Source organism: Bradyrhizobium mercantei (assembly GCF_001982635.1).
Classification (GTDB): domain Bacteria; phylum Pseudomonadota; class Alphaproteobacteria; order Rhizobiales; family Xanthobacteraceae; genus Bradyrhizobium; species Bradyrhizobium mercantei.
Window position 1 is genome coordinate 48,267 of sequence record NZ_MKFI01000004.1, and the last position, 18,880, is coordinate 67,146.

The window sequence follows — 18,880 nt, forward strand, 5'->3', positions numbered from 1 at the left end:
GATGCGCGAGCCCGTCCACAAGGCGATCCGGAAGGTCTGGCGCGACGGCGTCTTCAGCGACGGCGCGCGCCTGATCCCGGAGGAGACGCCGCTCGCGCTGACCTATAACGGCGGCACCTACGCCGTGATGATGGGCTCGCCCGAGGATCTCGGCGACTTCGCCATCGGCTTCAGCCTGAGCGAAGGCATCGTTCAATCGGTCGACGAGATCGAGACGCTCGACATCGTCGAGCTCGATGACGGCATCGAGCTTCGGATGTGGCTGAAGCCCGACAAGGCCGAGCGGATCGCCGAGCGGCGGCGCAACATCGCCGGCCCGACCGGCTGTGGCCTGTGCGGATTGGATTCCATCAGCGAGGCAGTCCGGCCGGCCGCGGTCGTGCCGGCGGGCCGCGTCTTCTCGCCCCGCGAGATCATGGCTGCGGTGGCGGCCGTCGCGCCGCTGCAGGAGATCAACCACCAGACCCGCGCCGTGCACGCCGCCGCGTTCTGGACGGCCACACGCGGCATCGTGGCGCTGCGCGAGGATGTCGGCCGCCACAATGCGCTCGACAAGCTCGCCGGCGCGCTGGCCCGCGACAAGGTGGTCACGAGCGACGGCATGGTGCTGCTGACCAGCCGCGTCTCGGTCGAAATGGTGCAGAAGACCGCCGCGATCGGCGCGCCGCTGATCGCCGCCGTGTCGGCGCCGACCGCGCTTGCGGTGCGGATGGCGGATGCCGCCGGCATTACGCTGGCCGCGATCGCCCGTGCCGATGGATTTGAAATCTTTACGCATCCGGAACGCGTCACAGGCGCGGTGCCCGGCAAGGAGTCCGCTTATGTCGTCGTCGCCTGACAAACTGGTCTATATGGCGAACCAGATCGGAAAATTCTTCCAGAGCCAGGGGCACGACCGCTCCGTGCAGGGCATTTCCGAGCACATCTGGAAGTTCTGGGACCCGCGGATGCGCAAGCAGATCTTCGCCCATCTCGATGCCGGCGGCGCCGGCCTCGAACCCGACGTCCGCGACGCGCTGCTCAAACTGAGGCAGCAGGCGTAGTCGGCCCTACCCTGCTCTATCACCGTCACCCTGAGGAGCCGCGCAGCGGCGTCTCGAAGGGTCGACGGCCCGGCTGGTGGCCGTGCATCCTTCGAGGCTCGCTGCGCTCGCACCTCAGGATGACGGGATTCAATTCGTAGGGTGGGTTAGCGAAGCGTAACCCACCATCTTGCGCCCAGGTGAGACCGGCGGTGGGTTACGCCTTCGGCTAACCCACCCTATGCAGTCGCGCTAACCGACGATCGCGTTGAACACGCGGCGGACCTCGCCCTGGGTCTCGCGCAGGCGCGCTTCGAGGGCGGAGAAATCCGGCGTGTCGCCGGCCCGCGCCATCACGCGCAGCAGGTCTTCGCCCGCGGTCTCCGGATTGAACTTGCCGGTCACGCACAGCCGCAGGATCTGTGTCAGGTCGTGATAGAGCCGCGCCGCCGAGCGCAGGATCTCGGCTTCGGACTGGCCGAGCAGGCCGAGCTTGGCGGCATGGTCGAGCACCTGCAACGTGGAGACGCTGAGTATCTCCGGCTTCACCGAGGCGTGCGCGAGCTGGAGATATTGCGCGATGAAATCGATGTCGACGAGCCCGCCGGCGGCGAGCTTGAGATCCCAGACATCGTCCTCGCCCTTCTCCAGCGCGATCGCCCGCCGCATGTCGGCAACGTCGGCCGCGGTCGACGCGGCGTCGCGCGGCCGGGTCAGCACGCTCTTGATGATCGCCTCGATCTTCTGGCGGAACTCCGGCGACGACGAGATCACGCGGGCGCGCGTCAGCGCCATGTGCTCCCAGGTCCACGCCTCGCGCTCCTGGTAGTCGGCGAACGCGTCGATCCGCGAGGCGACCGGGCCCGCGCGCCCCGACGGACGCAACCGCATGTCGACCTCATAGAGCACGCCGTAATTGGTGCGGGTCGTGAACGCGCTGATCAGGCGCTGGGTGAAGCGGGCAAAATACTGCGCGCCGTGCAGCGATCGCTCGCCGTCGGAGTCCGGCGCCTCGCTGTCGAAATCGTAGAGCGTGATCAGGTCGAGGTCGGAGGACGCCGTCATCTCGCGGCTGCCGAGCCGGCCCATTGCGATGATCGCGGTCTCCTGCCCCTTGATCCGGCCGTATTGCGCGGCGAACTGGTCGGTGACGAGGCCGTGCACGGTGTGCACGATGCCCTCGGCGACATCGGCAAAGGCCGTGCTGGCGTGCTGCGCCGACACCGTGCCGGACAGGATCCGCGTGCCGATCAGGAACAGGCTCTCCTGGCCGAACAATCTCAGACGATCGAGGAAATCCTCATAGGACGACGCATCTTGCAGCGTGGTGGCAAGCCGCTCGGACAGCTCCTTCTTGTCCGGCATCGCGCCGAAGAAGCGCGGGTCGATCAGGCCATCCATGATCTGCGGCTGCCGCGCCAGCATGTCGCCGAGCCGCGGCGCCGCGCCGAGGATCAGCGCCACCAGCGCGACGAAATCGCGGTTCTGGCTGAGCAGCGAGATCAGCCGCCCGCCGCGCTGCAGCGCGCCGAGGAAACGGTCGAATGCGGCCACCGCATCGTCCGGCTCCTCGGCATGGGCGAGGCCGTCGATCAGGCCGGGAATGAATTCGAGGAACGCCGTCCGCGTCGCTTCGACGCGCAGCGCGCGATAATCGCCCGCGATCCACTGCTGCACGGTGCCGGCCACCGTGATCGGCTTCTTGAAGCCGAGATGAGCGAGATGCTCGATCAGGCGGGCGTCTTCGGGCCCGGCACCATAGTCGATATCCGGCAGCTTTGCGGTGCCGGTCGGATCGTCGCCCTCGAACAGCTTGCCGTAGTGGTTCTGCACGATCTTGAGCTGGCCGAGCAGGTCCTTCGCGAAGGCCTCGCGGTTCTCGTAGCCGAAGAAATGCGCGAAGCGCTCGACGTCCTCAGGCGCCTCGGGCAGCGAATGGGTCTGCTCGTCGGCGATCATCTGCAACCGGTGCTCGACCCGGCGCAGGAATTCGTAGGCCGTCGTCAGTTCGTCGCGCGCCTCGTAGGTGATCCAGTTGCTGTCGGCGAGCACGTTGAGCGCCTCCAGTGTCGGCCGCACCCGCAACTCCGGATGGCGGCCGCCGGCGATCAGCTGCTGGGTCTGAGCGAAGAACTCGATCTCGCGGATGCCGCCGCGGCCGACCTTGACGTTGTGGCCCTCGACCGAGATCTCGCTCTGGCCGCGATAGGTCTGCATCTGCCGCTTCATGTCGTGGACGTCGGCGAGCGCCGCGAAGTCGAGATGCTTGCGCCAGACGAACGGCGCGAGCTCGGCAATCAGCGCCTCGCCCGCCCTGGGATCGCCGGCGCAGGGCCGCGCCTTGATCATCGCGGCGCGCTCCCAGGTGCGTCCCTCGCGCTCGTAGTAATGCAAGGCGGCGTCGGTCGAGATCGCGACTTGGGTCGAGGCCGGATCGGGGCGCAGCCTGAGATCGACCCGGAACACATAACCCTCGCCCGAGCGCTGCTGCAGCATCCGCGCCATCGCCTGGGTGACGCGCACGAAGAACGGCTGCGGCTCGATGTCCTCGGCGAGCGAGGTCGCCGCGCGATCGAAGAACACGATCAGGTCGATGTCGCTGGAATAGTTCAGCTCGCCCGCGCCCATCTTGCCCATCGCGAGCACGATGAGGCCCGAGCCGATCTCGGGATGGTCGGGGTCGGCGGCGGTCATCCGGCCGCGGGCGACTTCCTGCCGGAACAGATAGCGCAGCGCCGATTGCACCGAATTCACCGCAATATCGGTCAGCGCCGCCGTCACCCGCATCACCGGCCAGACGCCGCCGATGTCGCACAGCGCGATCATCAGCGCGGCCTCCGCCTTCATGCGGCGAAGCAGGACCATCACGTCGGCCTCGCTGCCGGCGGCGAGCACCTCGCGCGAGGTCGTCTCGATCAGGCCGGCGAGATGCTGTTCCGGGTCGCATGACAGGATCCGGATCAGCCGCGCGGCGTCGGCACGCGCGAGCTCGAACAGATAGGGCGAGAACTCGGCGATGCCGCGCAGGATGTCGCGTGCGAACGGATGTTCCAGCAACGCTTCGAGCGCGGCCGATTGCGCCGGCTCGAGCTCGGCGAACCAGTCAGTCAGGCGCTGATCGGCGGATTCGGGCGCGGCGACACGGGGTCCGTCCGCGAACCGCGCGGCCAGACGATGTCGATCCGCGTTTCCCGGCGCGGCGGCATTCATGCCGCCTTCTGTGGCACATCCTGCGTTTGAGCCGCAAGCCTGTCACTGCCGCCTGCCCGCGCGGGCAGCACCAGGGTGGCCACCAGCCCGGGATGGGCATCGCCGAGCCTGAGCTCGCCGCCATGGAGCGTGGCGACCGCCGACGCAAGGCTGAGGCCGAGACCGGAACCGGGTAAGGTGCGGCTCGCCTCGAGCCGCACGAACCGCTCCACCGCATGCTTGCGGTCACCCTCGGGGATGCCCGGACCGTGGTCGGTGACGCTGAGCAGGACCTGATCGCCCTCGCGCCGCGCCTCGATCAGGATCTCCCGCGCATCCGCCTTCATCGGCTCGACGCCCGCGTCGGGCTTGCCATATTTGATAGCGTTCTCGACCAGGTTGGCGACCGCCTGGCTGATCAATTCGCGGTTGCCGTGAATCGGCGCCGGCGCGGTTTTCACCTGCAACGTCATGCCGTCGTCCTCGGCCAGCGGCTCGTACAGTTCGTGGATGCCGTTGGCGACGTCGGCGCCGTCGAAATCGTCCATGTTGCCGCGCGCCTGGCCGGACTCGGCGCGTGCGATCATCAGCAGCGCGTTGAAGGTGCGGATCAAGCCGTCGGACTCCTCGATCGTCCGCTCCAGCGCCGCGCGATAGTCGGCCTCGGAGCCCGACCGCGCCAACGCCTCCTCGGCACGGTTGCGGAGCCGCGTCAGCGGCGTCTTGAGATCGTGGGCGATGTTGTCGGAGACTTCCTTCAGCCCCGTCATCAGCGCCTCGATGCGCTCCAGCATGGCATTGAGATTTTCCGCGAGGCGGTCGAGCTCGTCGCCGCTGCGGCCGACCGGCAGCCGGCCGGACAGATCGCCCGCCATGATGCGCTTGGTGGTGCCGGTCATGGCGTCGATCCGGTGCAGCACGCGGCGGGCGACGAAGATACCGCCGCCGATGCCGAGCACGACGACGACGAGGATCGACCATTGCGCGGCCTTGGCGACGATGCCGAACAGCCGCCGCCGCTCCTCGAGGTCGCGCCCGACCAGGAGGCGGAAACCGTTATCCATCTGGGTGACCCGCACCAGCGCGCGGTGATCGGTCTTGTCCTGGTCGTCCATCCGGCGATAGGCGGTCTCGCTCCAGCCCGGGACGCTCATCACGCCCGGCGCCAGCGAGCCGACATTGCCGGCCAGCGCCTGCCCGTTCGGCGCCGTCAGGAGGTAGAGGTTGGCGCCCGGCCGCAGCGCACGATTGCCCATGGTGGTCAGCAGGCCGTGCAGGCCGCGACGGTTATAGATCGCGGTGATCTCGCTGATCTCGACATTGACGGTCGTCGAGATCTGCTCGGTGATCAGCCGGCGCGTGTTCCAGGCGAAGTAAGCCAGCAGCGAGGCGGCAAACAGCGCGAACAGGAACAGATAGACCAGCGTCAGCCGAAACGCCGTGGTCCGGATCAGTTTACCGAATGCCGTCACGGATCATATACCCCGCGCCGCGGATGGTATGCAGCAGCGGCCGCTCGAAACCCTTGTCGATCTTGGAGCGCAGCCGCGAGATGTGCACGTCGATGACGTTGGTCTGCGGATCGAAATGATAATCCCAGACATTCTCGAGCAGCATCGTGCGCGTCACCACCTGGCCCGCATGCTTCATGAGATATTCGAGCAGGCGGAACTCGCGCGGCTGCAAGGTCAGCTCGTCCTTGCCGCGGGCGACGCGATGCGACAGCCGATCGAGCTCGAGGTCGCCGACCTTGTAGGTGGTCTCCTCGGCCGGCCCGACATTGCGCCGCGACAGCACCTCGATGCGCGCGAGCAGCTCGGCGAACGAATAGGGCTTCGGCAGATAGTCGTCGCCGCCGGCGCGCAGACCCTTGATGCGGTCGTCGACCTGGCCGAGCGCCGAGAGGATCAGGACCGGCGTCCGGTTGCCCTTGTCGCGCAGGCTGCCGATCAGCGACAGGCCGTCCCGCTTCGGCAGCATGCGATCCACCACCAGCACGTCGTAGTCGCCGGTCTCGGCCATCGACAGGCCTTCCTCGCCGTCGGAGGCGAGATCGGCGATATAGCCGACTTCACGGAATGCCTTAACCAGATAGTCGGCTGACTCGCGGTCGTCTTCGATGATCAGGATGCGCATTTGCGGAGCGGTTGCGGTCACGGGAATGGGCCCTCTGTCAGCATGGCGCGGCCGGCCTGCACATGCAAGACGACCGCGCGCAATCTCGAAACGTTGGGAAAAAGTGGGCGGTGAAGCTGGGGGACTTCACCGCCCTGAGACCTTCCGACGGAGGGGGGCATATTCCATCGAAAGGCAACATAGGGAGCGAGCAAGGGGCCCGCCCCCCGGAACGCGCCGTCGGCGGGGGCGACTAATGCCGGCGACGCGTTCCAACTCATAGATAGTTATCCCTTGGCCAGCGGCACTGCCACAAAGCGCGACGAACCGCCGCTCTTTACGCGCATGAGAACGCTGTTCTTGCTGTCATTGCGCGCCGCGGTGATCGCATCACGCACCTCACCGGCGGTGCCGACGGTCTTGCCGGCGACCTCGAGGATCACGTCGCCTTCCTTGAAGCCCCGCTCGGCGGCAGCACTCTTGGGATCGACTTCGGTCACGACCACGCCTTCCTTGCCGGCGCCGGCGACGCTGTTGGCAGGCGCCACAGTGAGGCCGAGCTTCGGCACGTCGGTGCCACGGGACGAGTTACCCTTGTCGCCGTCGTTGTTGGTGTCAGCCTTGGCTTCCAGGCTGTTCGGCAACTGGCCGAGCGTGAGGTTGACGGTCTTGTCCTGACCCTTGTGCAGCACGTTCAGCTTGACGGCGTTGCCGGGCGCGAGGCCGCCGATGGTGCGGGCGAGTTCGCGCGCATCCTTGACCGTTTCGCCGTTGACGGCGGTGATGACGTCACCAGACTCGATGCCGGCCTTGGCCGCGGGGCCATTGGCCTGCGGTTCGGCAACCAGCGCGCCTTCGGCCTTCTTCATGCCGAGGCTGTCGGCGATGTCGGAGGTCACCGGCTGGATCTGGACGCCGATCCAGCCGCGGCTGACCGAGCCCTTGTCCTTCAACTGGGCAACGACGCTCTTGACGGTCTGGGCCGGGATCGAGAACGCGATGCCGACGCTGCCGCCGGACGGCGAGTAGATCGCGGTGTTGACGCCCATCACCTCACCGGACACGTCGAACGCCGGGCCACCCGAATTGCCCTTGTTCACGGGCGCATCGATCTGGATGAAGTCGTCATACGGGCCGTTGCCGATGTCGCGGCCTGAGGCCGAGACGATGCCCGCGGTCACGGTGCCGCCGAGGCCGAACGGATTGCCGACCGCCAGCACCCAGTCGCCGATGCGCGGCTTGGTGTCGGAGAGCTTGGCGAACTGGAAGTTGGAGCCGCCCTCGACCTTGATCAGCGCGAGGTCGGTGCGCGGATCGGTGCCGATCACCTTGGCCGAGTAGGTCTTGCCGTCGTCGGTCGTGACTTCGACCTTGTCGGCGCCGTCGACGACGTGATTGTTGGTCACGGCATAGCCGTCAGCCGAGATGAAGAAGCCGGAGCCCTGGCCCGTCACCACGCCACCGCCACGCGGTCCACCGCGCAGGCCCGGGGGCAAGCCATCCGGACCGCCGAAGCGGCGGAAGAAGCGCTCCATCGGCGACCCCGGCTGGAACGGCGAATCGTCATTGTTGCCGTCGTCCTTCGCGACCTTCTCGCGAATGTTGACCTTGACCGAGATCACCGACGGCTTGACGCGCTCGACGATGTCGGCAAACCCGACCGGCTGCTGAACCTTCTTGACCTCGTTATTGACCTGCGCATGCGCGGGGGTCGTGAACAGGTCGGCGGGGTTGTGGGTGGGGCTGAAGCCATAGGTGGCGGCACCGAGGCCGGCCACGACCGACGCCATCAGCGCGAGTTTGCGGGCAGAGAACAGCGAGCGCTTCGGCGCCTTGTAGGACGGAAGGGACGAGAGGTCGGGACGATCAGTCATGTCTTGAAATCTCCAGGGCCAGAATCATTGGTGCCGGGGCAAGCACCTGATGGGTCTGAACATGGGGTCATCAGCCTTACAGCGCGCTGGCTGCGGAATTAAACTTTGGTAATTGAGCCGGGCGGCGCTGCGGCAGAATAGCGCAGGCAAATAAAGGGCTTAGAAAGGAACTAAAGCGGCTTGTCCGGCGCGGATTCCGCCGCCAGCAGCCGTTCCAGGCGGGCCTCCTCGTCGGAGCTCAATCCGGGCGTGGAATCGTCCCCGCCGGCAGCCGGATTGCCCTTGCGCCGGCCGAGCCGCCAGAGCGCAAAACCGCCCAATAGAAGCGCCAGCGGCGGGGTCAGCCACAGCACCAGCGTGTGCTCGTTGAGGCGCGGCTTCAGCAGGACGAATTCGCCGTAGCGGGCGACCAGGAAATCGATCACCTGCGCGTCGCTGTCGCCGGCCGAGATGCGTTCGCGCACCAGCAGGCGGAGATCGCGCGCCAGCGGCGCCTCGGAATCGTCGATCGACTGGTTCTGGCAGACCATGCAGCGCAGCTCTTTGGAGAGCTCGCGCGCCCTCGCCTCCTTGGCGGGATCGGCCATGATCTCGTCGGGCAGCACGGCGCGGGCGGGCATCGCACCGAACATCAGGGTCACCGCCAGCACGGCGGCTGCAAGCGCGCGCGACCGCATCACTCGGCCGCCTGCAATGCGCGCGCGGCCGCTTTGGCCGGCTTCGGCGCACCGACCCGCAAGCGGCGGTCGGACAGCGACAGCAGGCCGCCGAACGCCATCAGCACTGGCCCCCACCAGATCATCAGCACCAGCGGCTTGTGATAGATGCGCACCGCGATCGCGCCATCGGCTGCGGTATCGCCGAGCGAGATGTAGAGCTGGCTTGCGCCGCGGGTCAGCAGCGCGGCCTCTGTCGTCGAGGCGCCGCGGGTCGTGAAATTGCGCTTCGACGGCGTCATCGCGCTGACCCTCTCGCCGTCACGCGTCACGGTGAATTGCGCGACCATCTCGCGGAAGTTCGGCCCCTGCCGCGGATTGAGGCCGTCGAGCCGCAGCTCGTAGCCGGCGACGCGGGCGACGTCGTCCGGCTTCATCGTGCCGATATATTCGGTGTTCCAGGTGGTCTCGCAGACGATCCCGATCAGGGCGACACCGAGGCCGGCATGCGCAAACGCTGTCCCCCAGGTCGCGCGCGGCAGGCCACGCGCACGGCGCAGCGAGAGCGACAGCGGAATCCTAAACAGCGCGATGCGCTCGGCGAGATCGCACAGCGCGCCGATGATGACGAACACCGCAAGCGCGATCGCGAGCGGCGCCAGCGTCGCACCGCCATAGGTCCACGCAAACACCACGGCCATCGCAACCAGCGCTGCAATGCCGGCGACCATCAGACGCTGCGCCGCGCCGAGCAGGTCGCCGCGCTTCCAGGCCAGCAGCGGTCCGAACGGCACCGCGAGCAGCAGCGGCACGAATAAAGGTGCAAAGGTGAAATTGAAGAACGGCGCACCGACCGAGATCTTCTCGCCGGTCAGGACCTCGAGCGCCAGCGGATACAGCGTGCCGATAAACACCGTGGCGCAGGCGGTGGTGAGCAGCAGATTGTTGAGCACCAGCGCGCCTTCGCGCGAGATCGGCGCGAACAGCCCGCCCTGCTTCAGCGCCGGCGCCCGCCAGGCATAGAGCGACAGGCTGCCGCCGATGAAGACGAACAGGATCAAGAGAATGAACACGCCGCGGGTCGGATCGGTCGCGAAGGCGTGAACCGACGTCAGCACGCCGGAGCGCACCAGGAAGGTGCCGAGCAGTGACAGTGAGAAGGTCAGGATCGACAGCAGCACGGTCCAGACCTTCAGCGCATTGCGCTTCTCCATCACCAGCGCCGAATGCAAGAGCGCGGTGCCGGCAAGCCACGGCATCAGCGAGGCATTCTCGACCGGATCCCAGAACCACCAGCCGCCCCAGCCGAGTTCGTAATAGGCCCAGTAGGAGCCCATCGCGATGCCGAGCGTCAGGAAGATCCAGGCCATCAGCGTCCACGGCCGCACCCAGCGCGCCCAGGCGGCGTCGATCCGCCCCTCCAGCAGCGCCGCCACCGCGAACGAGAACGAGATCGAGAAGCCGACATAGCCGAGGTAGAGCATCGGCGGATGCACCGCGAGGCCGATATCCTGCAGCACCGGATTGAGGTCGCGTCCCTCGAGCGGCGGATTGGCGATGCGCAGGAACGGGTTCGAGGTGATCAGGATGAAAAGATAGAAGGCGCTGGCGACCCAGCCCTGCACCGCCAGCACATGCGCACGCAGCGACAGCGGCAGATTGTTGCCGAAGGCCGCGACGAGGCCGCCGAACAGCGCCAGGATCGATACCCACAGCAGCATCGATCCTTCATGGTTTCCCCAGACGCCGGTGATCTTGTAGAGCAGCGGCTTCAGCGAATGCGAATTCTCGTAGACATTGGCGACCGAGAAATCCGAGGTGACGTGCAGCGTCACCAGCGCCGCGAACGATGCCGCGACGAACAGCAATTGGGCAAGCGCGGTCGAGCGCGCCACGTTCATCAGCGCCGCATCGCGCCAGCGCGCGCCTATGATCGGCACGATCGACTGGATCAGCGCGAGGGCGAGCGCGAGCACCAGGGCATAATGTCCGCTTTCGGCGATCACCGCATCGCTCCCTGGGTCGGCGCCGCGGAGGCGCTCGGCATGTTGCCTGGCTTGGCGCCGTAATCGTCCTTCCAGTGGCCCTGCTTCTTCAGGGCATCGGCGACGTCCTTCGGCATGTAGGTCTCGTCATGCTTGGCAAGCACGGTGTCGGCGCGGAACACGCCTGACGCGTCGAGCGCGCCTTCGGCCACGACGCCCTGCCCCTCGCGGAACAGATCCGGCAGGATGCCCTTGTAGGCGACCGGCAGCGTCGCGCCGCCGTCGCCGACGGTGAAGGTCACTGCAAGATTGTCGCCGCGCTTGAGCGAGCCCTGTTCCACCAGGCCGCCGAGGCGAAAGCGCTTGCCCGGGCCGAGATGTTTCTCAGCGACCATCGACGGCGTCGAGAAGAACACGATGGAATCACGCAGCGCGTTGAGCACCAGACCCGCGGCGATCGCCAGCACGACGAGCGCGCAGCCGATCAGTGTCAAACGCCGTTGCTTCCTGGTCATGGCCCATCCTTGCGCATGACGTCTTGCGAAAACCGCTGTGCACGTTTCGGCGTCATGCTCTATCCATCCAACCCGAGATTCTTCAGCCCCTCATTGAGCTGACGCAACCGGTCCGCATCGTTGGCGACCGCCTGACGGGCATCCGCGCGCGCGCTCATCGCCTTGTCACGCTCGCCCATCACGAGATAGGCGCGCACCAGCCGCAGCCAGCCCTCGACGTCGTCGCCGTTGGTCTTCAGCCGCGTCGCCAGCCGGTCGACCATGCCCTTGATCATGGTGCCGCGATCGGCCTCGCTCATGTCCTTGGCCGCGGCCACCGCGCCATCCGGCAGCGCCGGTGCGCTGGCGCCACCGGGTGCGCTGCCGCCGACCCGCACCAATGCGGCTTGCACCAGCGGGCGCCACGGCGCATCCGATGGCCCCTTCGCCAGCATCTTCTGCCAGAGCGCCGCAGCGTCGGCCTTGCGGCCGTCCTGCTCGGCGGCGAGGCCGAGGAAATAGTTCGCCTTGGCGTCGTCGCCATTCAGCGCGACCGAGCGCTCGAACTCGCTCTTGGCATCCGCGGTGACGACACCGCCGGCGGTCCCCATCAGCGCCTCGCCGAGATCGGCGCGGCGATCGGCGGTCTCGCCGGCATAGGTGATGGCGTTGCGATAGGCGCGGACCGCGTCATCATAGCGGCCGAGCCGCGACAGCACCGGCGCCAGCACCGTCCAGCCGCGGCCGTCGGTCGGGTTCTTCTCCAGATGGGCCTCGACCTGCGCCACCAGGTTGGCAAGCGGCTGGTTGGCATCGGCGACCTTGCTGCGCTCGGCGAGCGGAAAGTCGCCAAGCCGCGGCGAGCCGAGCGCGAGATAGAAGCCCGACGCAATGACGGGCAAGCCGACCAGGGCCACGACCGCGGCGCCACGCCGCAGCGTGAGACTGCCCTGCACCGGAGTCTCGCGTCCGCTCTGGTCGGCGGCGGCCAGCAGCCGGCGGCTGATCTCGATCCGCGCCGCATCGGCCTCGGCGGCGCCGATGATGCCTGAAGCCATGTCGCGGTCAATTTCGGCGAGCTGGTCGCGGTAGACCACGACCTCGCTGCCGCCGGTATCCGCCCGCCCGCGGCGGCTGAGCGGCCACAGCACGGCAAAGGTCGCCGCGACCGTCATCAGCGCGAACACAAACCACAGCGTCATCAAGCGGTTCCCGGGTGGAACGGCGGCTTCAGGTGAGCCGCCTTAGAATCGCTTTACACTACCGGCGGCGAGCCCGGCAATTGACAATTGCTGGATCGGCCGAAGGTCGGAAATCAGGCGGTTTCCGGTGCCGTTCGGGCGGTATTGCAACGGCGGCGCCGGGCCAAGGCGCGCGCCACCAAATATCGAAAACAACCCCATGCACAGTAGCCGACTGGTGCCGGCGCTCGATCGACGGTTGACACGTCGGGCAACTCAAGTGCACACTTCCATTATTCCGAAATTCCAACGGGTTGTCGTCCCGCCTTGGCGGGGTCGTTGGTTCGCGTCGAAATGCTCACGAACTAGGGTGCATCTAATTGTTGACCCATGGGATTGTCCGGCGGTGCTTCCCCTCAGGGCGCGACTTTGCAATTAAATGAACTGTCACCGTGATCGGACAACAACTGAAGACGTCGCCGATGAAATCGAGAGTCGCTGAATTTCGGACCGCGTTCGAGGCCCTTGGATATCGGAGAACGCCTGAGTACGAGGTCTTTGGCAAAGGTGATCTTTGGTACATTTTTGACGGAAGCACGCCGGCGGTTACCCATGTCGCTTACTTGGCATACAAGCCTGCACTGCGTGCGTATGCTCCCCATTTCGGCGTGTTCAACGCTGCCTCGCGGACGAAAGTCATAGCTGCATTGCCGGCGATTTTTCCGTATCTCCACCCGACGTTTGGAAACGATATTTGGCCCTTAGGTCGGCGGCCGTGCTGGACCCTTTTTGACGCGGCACGCCAACTTGGCTGGCAGAGAATGTGTGTGCCAGACCCTCAGGCTCCGGATAGTTGGCCGACCCGTCTGAACGAAATGGTGGAGGAGCTTCTCAAGCCGACATTCTGGTCAATCGAAACCCCATCCGGAATCAAGGCTTTGCTCCTGAAAGGAGATAAGAAGTTCGAATGGACCGTTAGCTACTCAGTGTTGCGCGTTGCAGAAATTGTCGCACTCGCCAAGTCTTTATCGTGCGATGAGAACTCTATCAGAAAGAGACTGGCGGAGCACGAGTCCGATATCGTACGGGATATGTATGGGTCGAAAGACTTGAATGAAATGCTCGGTAGGTTCCTGCGTACGATATAGTGTGACCTGAATTCGGAGACGGCCCCCGGTTTCCTGCGCAGGACGATAAGGTGGAAATTGCGGTGACTGGCTATCACCGCAATTCCAAGTTCTTTCGCCTGCTATTGTCCGCGATCTCACCCCGCGCGCGACGACTTCCGCTCGCCGGTCACGGCATTCTCCGCCGCCCGGTTCATCAGCGAGGCGTAGTCGTGGCCGAACAGCACCTCGCAGAAGCGGATCGCGGCCTTGACCTGCTGCTGGCGGAAGGCGCGGACCCGGGCGTCGCCGCCGCGCAGCGACTGCACCAGCCCCTCGGTCGACTGCTCGACATAATGTTGCAGGTCCGAGAAGGTCCGCAGCGTCACCTCGTTGATGGCGAGCTCGCTGGCATAGGTGCGGCACACTGCGACGAAATCGATCAGGGCGGCGGCATCCTCGACCTCGGTCATGTCGATCCTGGCGCCGGCCGCAATGTCCTTGTCGGCGCGCTGGCGCAGGATGCGGCGGACCCGGCCCGGCACGCTGTCGATCTCCGATTGCAGCGCGTTGGACGTATCGGCGCGCACCGACGTCAGCTGACGTCCCCAGGTGGAATCGTTGCGCAGATCAAGCTCGGTGCGCAGGCCGCGGACGCCGTCATGCAGGGTCTTGAGCTGCTCGCCGACATAATCGAAATGCCCGCGCCGGATGTCGGTGCGCAGGCAGGCCGCGACGAAGGACAGGTCATGCAGCGCGATGGTGACGGCGACGCCATACGGCGTGGCCGCGACCCGCAGCTCGTCGTCGGAGGCCGCCATCTTGATGGCGAGGCGGACGATCTGCCATGGCGCGGCGAGCCGCTGCGCAATCAATGACAGCGCGAACGGCAGCAGCTGCGGCGTCTGCAGCGACGGCAGCTTGAGCGCCTCGGTGGCGGAAGCGATCTGGGAATCGGCGAAAACGCGGATCTGGCTCGGCAGCCGGCTGCCCAGGGTTTCCAGCGCCTCGCGGGCCTGCAGCACGAGGCCGATCGGCAGCAGGTCCTCGACGACGCTCGGCGGGCCGACGCGCGACAGCGCGCGTTGGCGGTCGTCCTGCGTCGGTGCTGCGATCTTGAGAATGGCTTCAGCGGCCGCAAGCTGGAACTTGCGCGCGGCGATCTCCATCGGACCGCTCTCCGTGGCGGCCGCGAGTGCCGTCTCGAATTCACGGGCCGCCTCCGGCGCACCCTCACGGGCCAGCCACTGCCAGATCGGCAGCAGCGAGGCGCGCCGGAGCTGGCCCGCTCGCGTCGGGAAATTGGTCTCGGCGAGGAACGGCTCGAGCGGGCGGAACAGCAGCCGCGCCGGATCGTCGCTGCGCGGCTGGATCTGCTCGTCCTCTTCGGCGCCGCGCACGATCTTGCGCAGCTGCTCCAGCACCAGATTGGCCACAGTGACGTCATCGCCGCGTTCGACGGCGCGCTCCAGCTCCCGCATCAGCAGCGCCTGCGATTGCGGCGGAAGCTGCGCGAGATAATCCCTCAGCCGCTCGGTCGATTTCTGGCTCATGCGCCCGGTCGTGAAAGCTTGGTGCCCGGCAAACGCCGCAGCCCGTCCGCCCGCGATGATAGAGGGGCGCGCGTTAAGAAGCCGTTATCTGAAAAATTCGATGGATCAATAGCTTAGGGTTCCTACGCGTAGAAAGCCCAATTGAAATGATTGAAGAAAATCGCGAGGTGCCTCATTCGATCCGCCGCCGTCCGATCTCAGCAAGATCGCGGAGTTTGCGCCGTGTGACGAAAGCGGTTGGTTGATTGCGATACAGGCGTCACTCCGGACATGGCTGTCCGGCGGCGCCCCAAAGAGCCACGTCCTTGACGTGATCCTCAAACGTCCCCGGCGGGGTCGTGCGGCCCGCCCCGGGTGCCCATCCGTGCGGGATGAAGCCGTTGAGCGATGCATCGTGCCTGAGATGCTCGAGCAGACCAACGGCGTCGCGGCCACCGTTGCGTTTGGGATCCCTAAGCTGCGCGCAGATCTCCGCGCCACTCTTGCCGAACCAGATGAATTCGACGGGGGCGAGTTGCCAGTCGATGCCGGCGCGCGGCGGCGACGGTGCCGGTTCGTTGGCCTGGGTCGAAGTCATGTGACAGGTCGCGCAGGCGATCTTCTCGGCGCCAATACGACTGTCGCCGCCGTGGACGTTCATACCATGGACGCGAGGCTTGGATTCACCTGCCGGCGTCCAGATCGGAATGGCCTTGGCATCGACGTGACAATTCGCACATCGCGGATGCGTCACGACAGCCTCAATGCGTTTCCAGGCCTCCAACCCCTCGGTGCGGCTGACGCTGCCCGCCGGCAAGACATCCTTGTTGGCTTCGTCCTTGGCCGTAACAATTCCGGTCAGGACGGCAGTTGCCGAAGCGGCAAGAGCGAGCACCATCAGAGATCGCTTCATGACCCGCCTCACACGAAATCGATGAACTTGTTGAAGGGCATTTCGCGGATGCGCTGTCCGGTCGCCGCGAAGATCGCATTCGCGAGCGCAGGTGCGGCCGGCGGGACCGGCGGCTCTCCGACGCCCCTTACCTTCGGATCGTTCTCAAGCCCGCGGACTTCGATCACGGGACACTGGTAGATCCGCATCGCTTCGTGGTGGTTGTAGTTGGTCTGCTGCACCGCGCCTTTTGCGTAAGTGAGTTCGCAATTGATGGCATGGCCGAGCCCCCAGACGACGCCGCCCTGCACCTGGTTCTCGAAATTGACGGGATCGACGACCTTGCCGACATCGACGGCGACCCAGACCTTGTCGATCCTGATGCCCTGGTCCGTCTTCGTCACTTCGACGACTTCCGCAGTCGGCGTGCCGAAAGCCTCGACGAAGGCGACGCCGCGGCCTCGGCCGTTTCCGAGCGGTCCCTTCCAATCCGACATCTCCGCGACCGTCTCCAGCACCTTCCGGTAAGTCGGCACATTGCACATCGCGATGCGCGCCTTCATGGGATCGAGGCCCGCGGCGTGGATCAGCTCGTCGATGAAGCTCTCGGTGAAGAAGCCCGCGGTTGAAGCACCGACCGATCGCCATGTGGTGCTTGGCGACAATCCCTGCGCCTCGTAGCTCGTGCCCCGGAAGTTGGGGATGTCGTAATAAACGTTCCACAAACCCGCGGCCAACTGCCCGTCGGGATCCTTCGATGGGATGCCCGAGCGCTCGAGCAGTCCCTTCAGCGGAGGCGTCGAGGCCAGTTGCAGATCGACGGCAACGATCTTGCCATTGTCGACGCTGCCTTTGTGCCGGGCGATGGCAATTTGCCGCGGAATGTCCTGGAGGAAATCCTCTTCGCGCGAGAAGACGAGCTTGATCGGCGTGCCGCGCATCTGGTTTGCGATCTCCGCCAGGACGCGAACGTTTTCATACTCGAGACGGTGCCCGAAGCTTCCGCCCGTCCATTGGTTGTGGAAGGTGACCTGTTCCGGCTTCAGGCCGATCGCCGCCGCCGCGATGTTCTGCACGAATTGCGGGCTTTGATGGCCGACCCAGATCTCCATCCCCTTGTCGGTGACGAGTCCCATTCCGTTGAGAGGCTCAAGCGGCTGATGCGCCAGATAGGGCGCGCGATATTCGGCCTCGACGCGCGTGCCGGCCTTCAGCCCGGCCTCGACATCGCCGATCTTGCGCCACTCCTTGCCGAGGAATTCTGGCTTGAACGAAGCTTCCAGCACCTTCCAATGGTCGGCCTGCTCGGCGGGATATGCTGAGGGCGCCCACTCGCAATCGATCGCGGCGACCGCCTCCATCGCATACCAGCTGTTCGTGGCAACCACCGCAACGCCATTCTTGATTTCGAGGATCTTCTTGACCCCCGGCATCGTGTGGGCCTTGCTTGCGTCATACGATTTCAGCGGCTGCCCCTTGTTGGGGTTCAGCTTGACGGAGGCATAGAGCATGCCGTCCATCCGCATATCGATGCCGAACTTCAGCTCGCCCATGACCTTCGAGCGAACATCGAGACGTGTCATCGGCTTGCCCAGCATCCGCCATTGCGACGGATCGCGCGGCTTTGCATCGAGCACGGGCGCTATCTGGGCCGCGTCTGCGGCGAGGTCGAGATAGGCAATCTTCTTCCCGTCCGGCAAGATCACGTTGCCGGATTGCGTGCGGAGGTCGGCGACCGCAACTCCCGCTCGTTTGGCTGCGGCGGCCTTCAGCGTCTCGCGTGCGACCGCGCCGGCGACCCGCAGCTTTTGGTAGGTGTCCGGAATCGTACTCGAGCCGCCGGTCATTTGCAGACCGGTCTTCCTGAGATATTCGAGCGTGGCGGCGCGCGCTTCTTCCGCGGCCGGGCTTTGGTCCGCCGCCACGAACGGCGCGAATTCATCCGCGAAACCGGTGTTGAAATAGGCGGGACTGGGGCCGGCGAACCGGATCTCGAACTGACCAGGATCCAGATCCATCTCTTCGGCGATCAGGATCACCTGCACTGAGCCGACGCCCTGGCCGATGTCGGCATGTTGCGCAATGAGCGTGATCTTCGCCGGGCTGATTTCGACCCAGGGGTTGAAGGTTGCGGAATTCGGCCCGAGGCCGGCGGTCAATGGATTGTCACTCGCCGTCGCGGCCTGCACAGGGTCGCCGTACAAGCCGAAGGCGATGCCGCCAGCTACCGCAGCGGAGCCAAAAACGAATGCGCGGCGCGAATAAGTCTGAGGTGCCATCTCACTTCTCCGCCATCTTCTTCGCGGCCGCCGCGTGGATAGCGGCCCGAATACGCGGATAGGTGCCGCAACGGCAGAGATTGCCGGACATCACCTCGTTGATGTCTTCGTCGGTCGGCTGCGCGATCAGATCGAGCAGCGAAATGGCCTGCATGATCTGGCCGGTCTGACAGTAACCGCATTGGGGAACCTGATGCTCGATCCAGGCCTGGAGAACTGGATGTTGGTCCCGCTTTTCCAGCCCTTCGAGCGTGACGACCGACTTGCCTGCAATCTCACCGATATGCGCCTGGCAAGATCGGACTGCCATTCCATCGATCTGAACGGTGCAGGCGCCGCATTGCGCAACTCCGCAGCCGTATTTGGGGCTTGTAATTCCGAGTTCGTCGCGCAGCACCCACAGCAAGGGCATCTCGGGGACAACGTCGACTTGGTGCTTGGTACCATTGACCGTGAGCTCAATCATGGCGTCCTCGCAGGTCTTGGCCTGACTTACGGTCAGGCGAGGACGAAACGGTAACCGAGGCTTGTTACACTGCCAAGTACACTGATTAG

Annotated in this window: 15 protein-coding genes; 3 read left to right on the forward strand and 12 right to left on the reverse strand. The window is 65.6% G+C overall.

Annotated elements, in window-relative coordinates; genetic code table 11:
* Position 1: 1 nt before the first annotated feature.
* Both fdhD and BI327_RS18515 read left to right on the forward strand, forming a co-directional pair.
* Positions 2–838 (forward strand): formate dehydrogenase accessory sulfurtransferase FdhD, encoded by an 837-nt coding sequence (gene fdhD, locus BI327_RS18510; RefSeq protein WP_076862252.1) that lies wholly within the window; start codon positions 2–4, stop codon positions 836–838.
* The gene (locus BI327_RS18515; RefSeq protein WP_076862253.1) at positions 822–1,043 is read left to right on the forward strand and encodes a formate dehydrogenase subunit delta; all 222 of its coding nucleotides are present in this window, start codon (positions 822–824) and stop codon (positions 1,041–1,043) included. The genes fdhD and BI327_RS18515 overlap by 17 nt, the downstream gene beginning before the upstream one ends.
* Before the next feature lie 231 nt (positions 1,044–1,274).
* On the opposite strand, the gene BI327_RS18520 is transcribed toward BI327_RS18515, so the two are convergent.
* The 8 genes from BI327_RS18520 to ccmI all read right to left on the reverse strand — a co-directional run bounded on the left by BI327_RS18520 (position 1,275) and on the right by ccmI (position 12,537).
* The gene (locus BI327_RS18520) at positions 1,275–4,232 is read right to left on the reverse strand and encodes a bifunctional [glutamine synthetase] adenylyltransferase/[glutamine synthetase]-adenylyl-L-tyrosine phosphorylase (protein ID WP_076862254.1); all 2,958 of its coding nucleotides are present in this window, start codon (positions 4,230–4,232) and stop codon (positions 1,275–1,277) included.
* The gene (locus BI327_RS18525) at positions 4,229–5,683 is read right to left on the reverse strand and encodes a sensor histidine kinase (RefSeq protein WP_076862255.1); all 1,455 of its coding nucleotides are present in this window, start codon (positions 5,681–5,683) and stop codon (positions 4,229–4,231) included. Before BI327_RS18525 ends, BI327_RS18520 begins: the two co-directional genes overlap by 4 nt.
* Positions 5,667–6,347, reverse strand: coding sequence for a response regulator transcription factor (locus tag BI327_RS18530; protein WP_076862256.1), 681 nt, complete (start codon positions 6,345–6,347; stop codon positions 5,667–5,669). The genes BI327_RS18525 and BI327_RS18530 overlap by 17 nt, the downstream gene beginning before the upstream one ends.
* 266 nt (positions 6,348–6,613) lie before the next feature.
* The gene (locus BI327_RS18535; protein WP_076862257.1) at positions 6,614–8,200 is read right to left on the reverse strand and encodes a Do family serine endopeptidase; all 1,587 of its coding nucleotides are present in this window, start codon (positions 8,198–8,200) and stop codon (positions 6,614–6,616) included.
* Positions 8,201–8,370: 170 nt separating this feature from the next.
* A complete protein-coding gene (locus BI327_RS18540; RefSeq protein WP_076862258.1) occupies positions 8,371–8,877 on the reverse strand; it encodes a cytochrome c-type biogenesis protein in 507 nt (168 codons plus the stop codon).
* On the reverse strand, positions 8,877–10,862 hold the full coding sequence (locus BI327_RS18545) for a heme lyase CcmF/NrfE family subunit (protein WP_076862259.1): 1,986 nt from the start codon (positions 10,860–10,862) through the stop codon (positions 8,877–8,879). Before BI327_RS18545 ends, BI327_RS18540 begins: the two co-directional genes overlap by 1 nt.
* On the reverse strand, positions 10,859–11,356 hold the full coding sequence (gene ccmE, locus BI327_RS18550) for a cytochrome c maturation protein CcmE (protein WP_076862260.1): 498 nt from the start codon (positions 11,354–11,356) through the stop codon (positions 10,859–10,861). The genes BI327_RS18545 and ccmE overlap by 4 nt, the downstream gene beginning before the upstream one ends.
* 59 nt (positions 11,357–11,415) lie before the next feature.
* Positions 11,416–12,537, reverse strand: coding sequence for a c-type cytochrome biogenesis protein CcmI (gene ccmI, locus BI327_RS18555; RefSeq protein WP_076862261.1), 1,122 nt, complete (start codon positions 12,535–12,537; stop codon positions 11,416–11,418).
* A 461-nt stretch (positions 12,538–12,998) separates the two neighbouring features.
* Between ccmI and BI327_RS18560 the strand changes: the two genes are divergently transcribed.
* Positions 12,999–13,664 (forward strand): hypothetical protein, encoded by a 666-nt coding sequence (locus BI327_RS18560; protein ID WP_076862262.1) that lies wholly within the window; start codon positions 12,999–13,001, stop codon positions 13,662–13,664.
* A gap of 116 nt (positions 13,665–13,780) precedes the next feature.
* Here the strand turns inward: BI327_RS18560 and BI327_RS18565 are convergent, their stop codons facing one another.
* From BI327_RS18565 to BI327_RS18580, 4 genes are all read right to left on the reverse strand, one after another.
* A complete protein-coding gene (locus BI327_RS18565) occupies positions 13,781–15,175 on the reverse strand; it encodes a hypothetical protein (RefSeq protein WP_076862263.1) in 1,395 nt (464 codons plus the stop codon).
* 259 nt (positions 15,176–15,434) lie between these two features.
* Positions 15,435–16,067 (reverse strand): hypothetical protein, encoded by a 633-nt coding sequence (locus BI327_RS18570; protein WP_076862264.1) that lies wholly within the window; start codon positions 16,065–16,067, stop codon positions 15,435–15,437.
* 8 nt (positions 16,068–16,075) lie between these two features.
* Entirely contained in the window at positions 16,076–18,325 is a 2,250-nt protein-coding gene (locus BI327_RS18575) for a xanthine dehydrogenase family protein molybdopterin-binding subunit (protein ID WP_076862265.1), read from the reverse strand.
* Position 18,326: 1 nt separating this feature from the next.
* Positions 18,327–18,791, reverse strand: coding sequence for a (2Fe-2S)-binding protein (locus BI327_RS18580; RefSeq protein ID WP_167350174.1), 465 nt, complete (start codon positions 18,789–18,791; stop codon positions 18,327–18,329).
* Positions 18,792–18,880 lie beyond the last annotated feature (89 nt).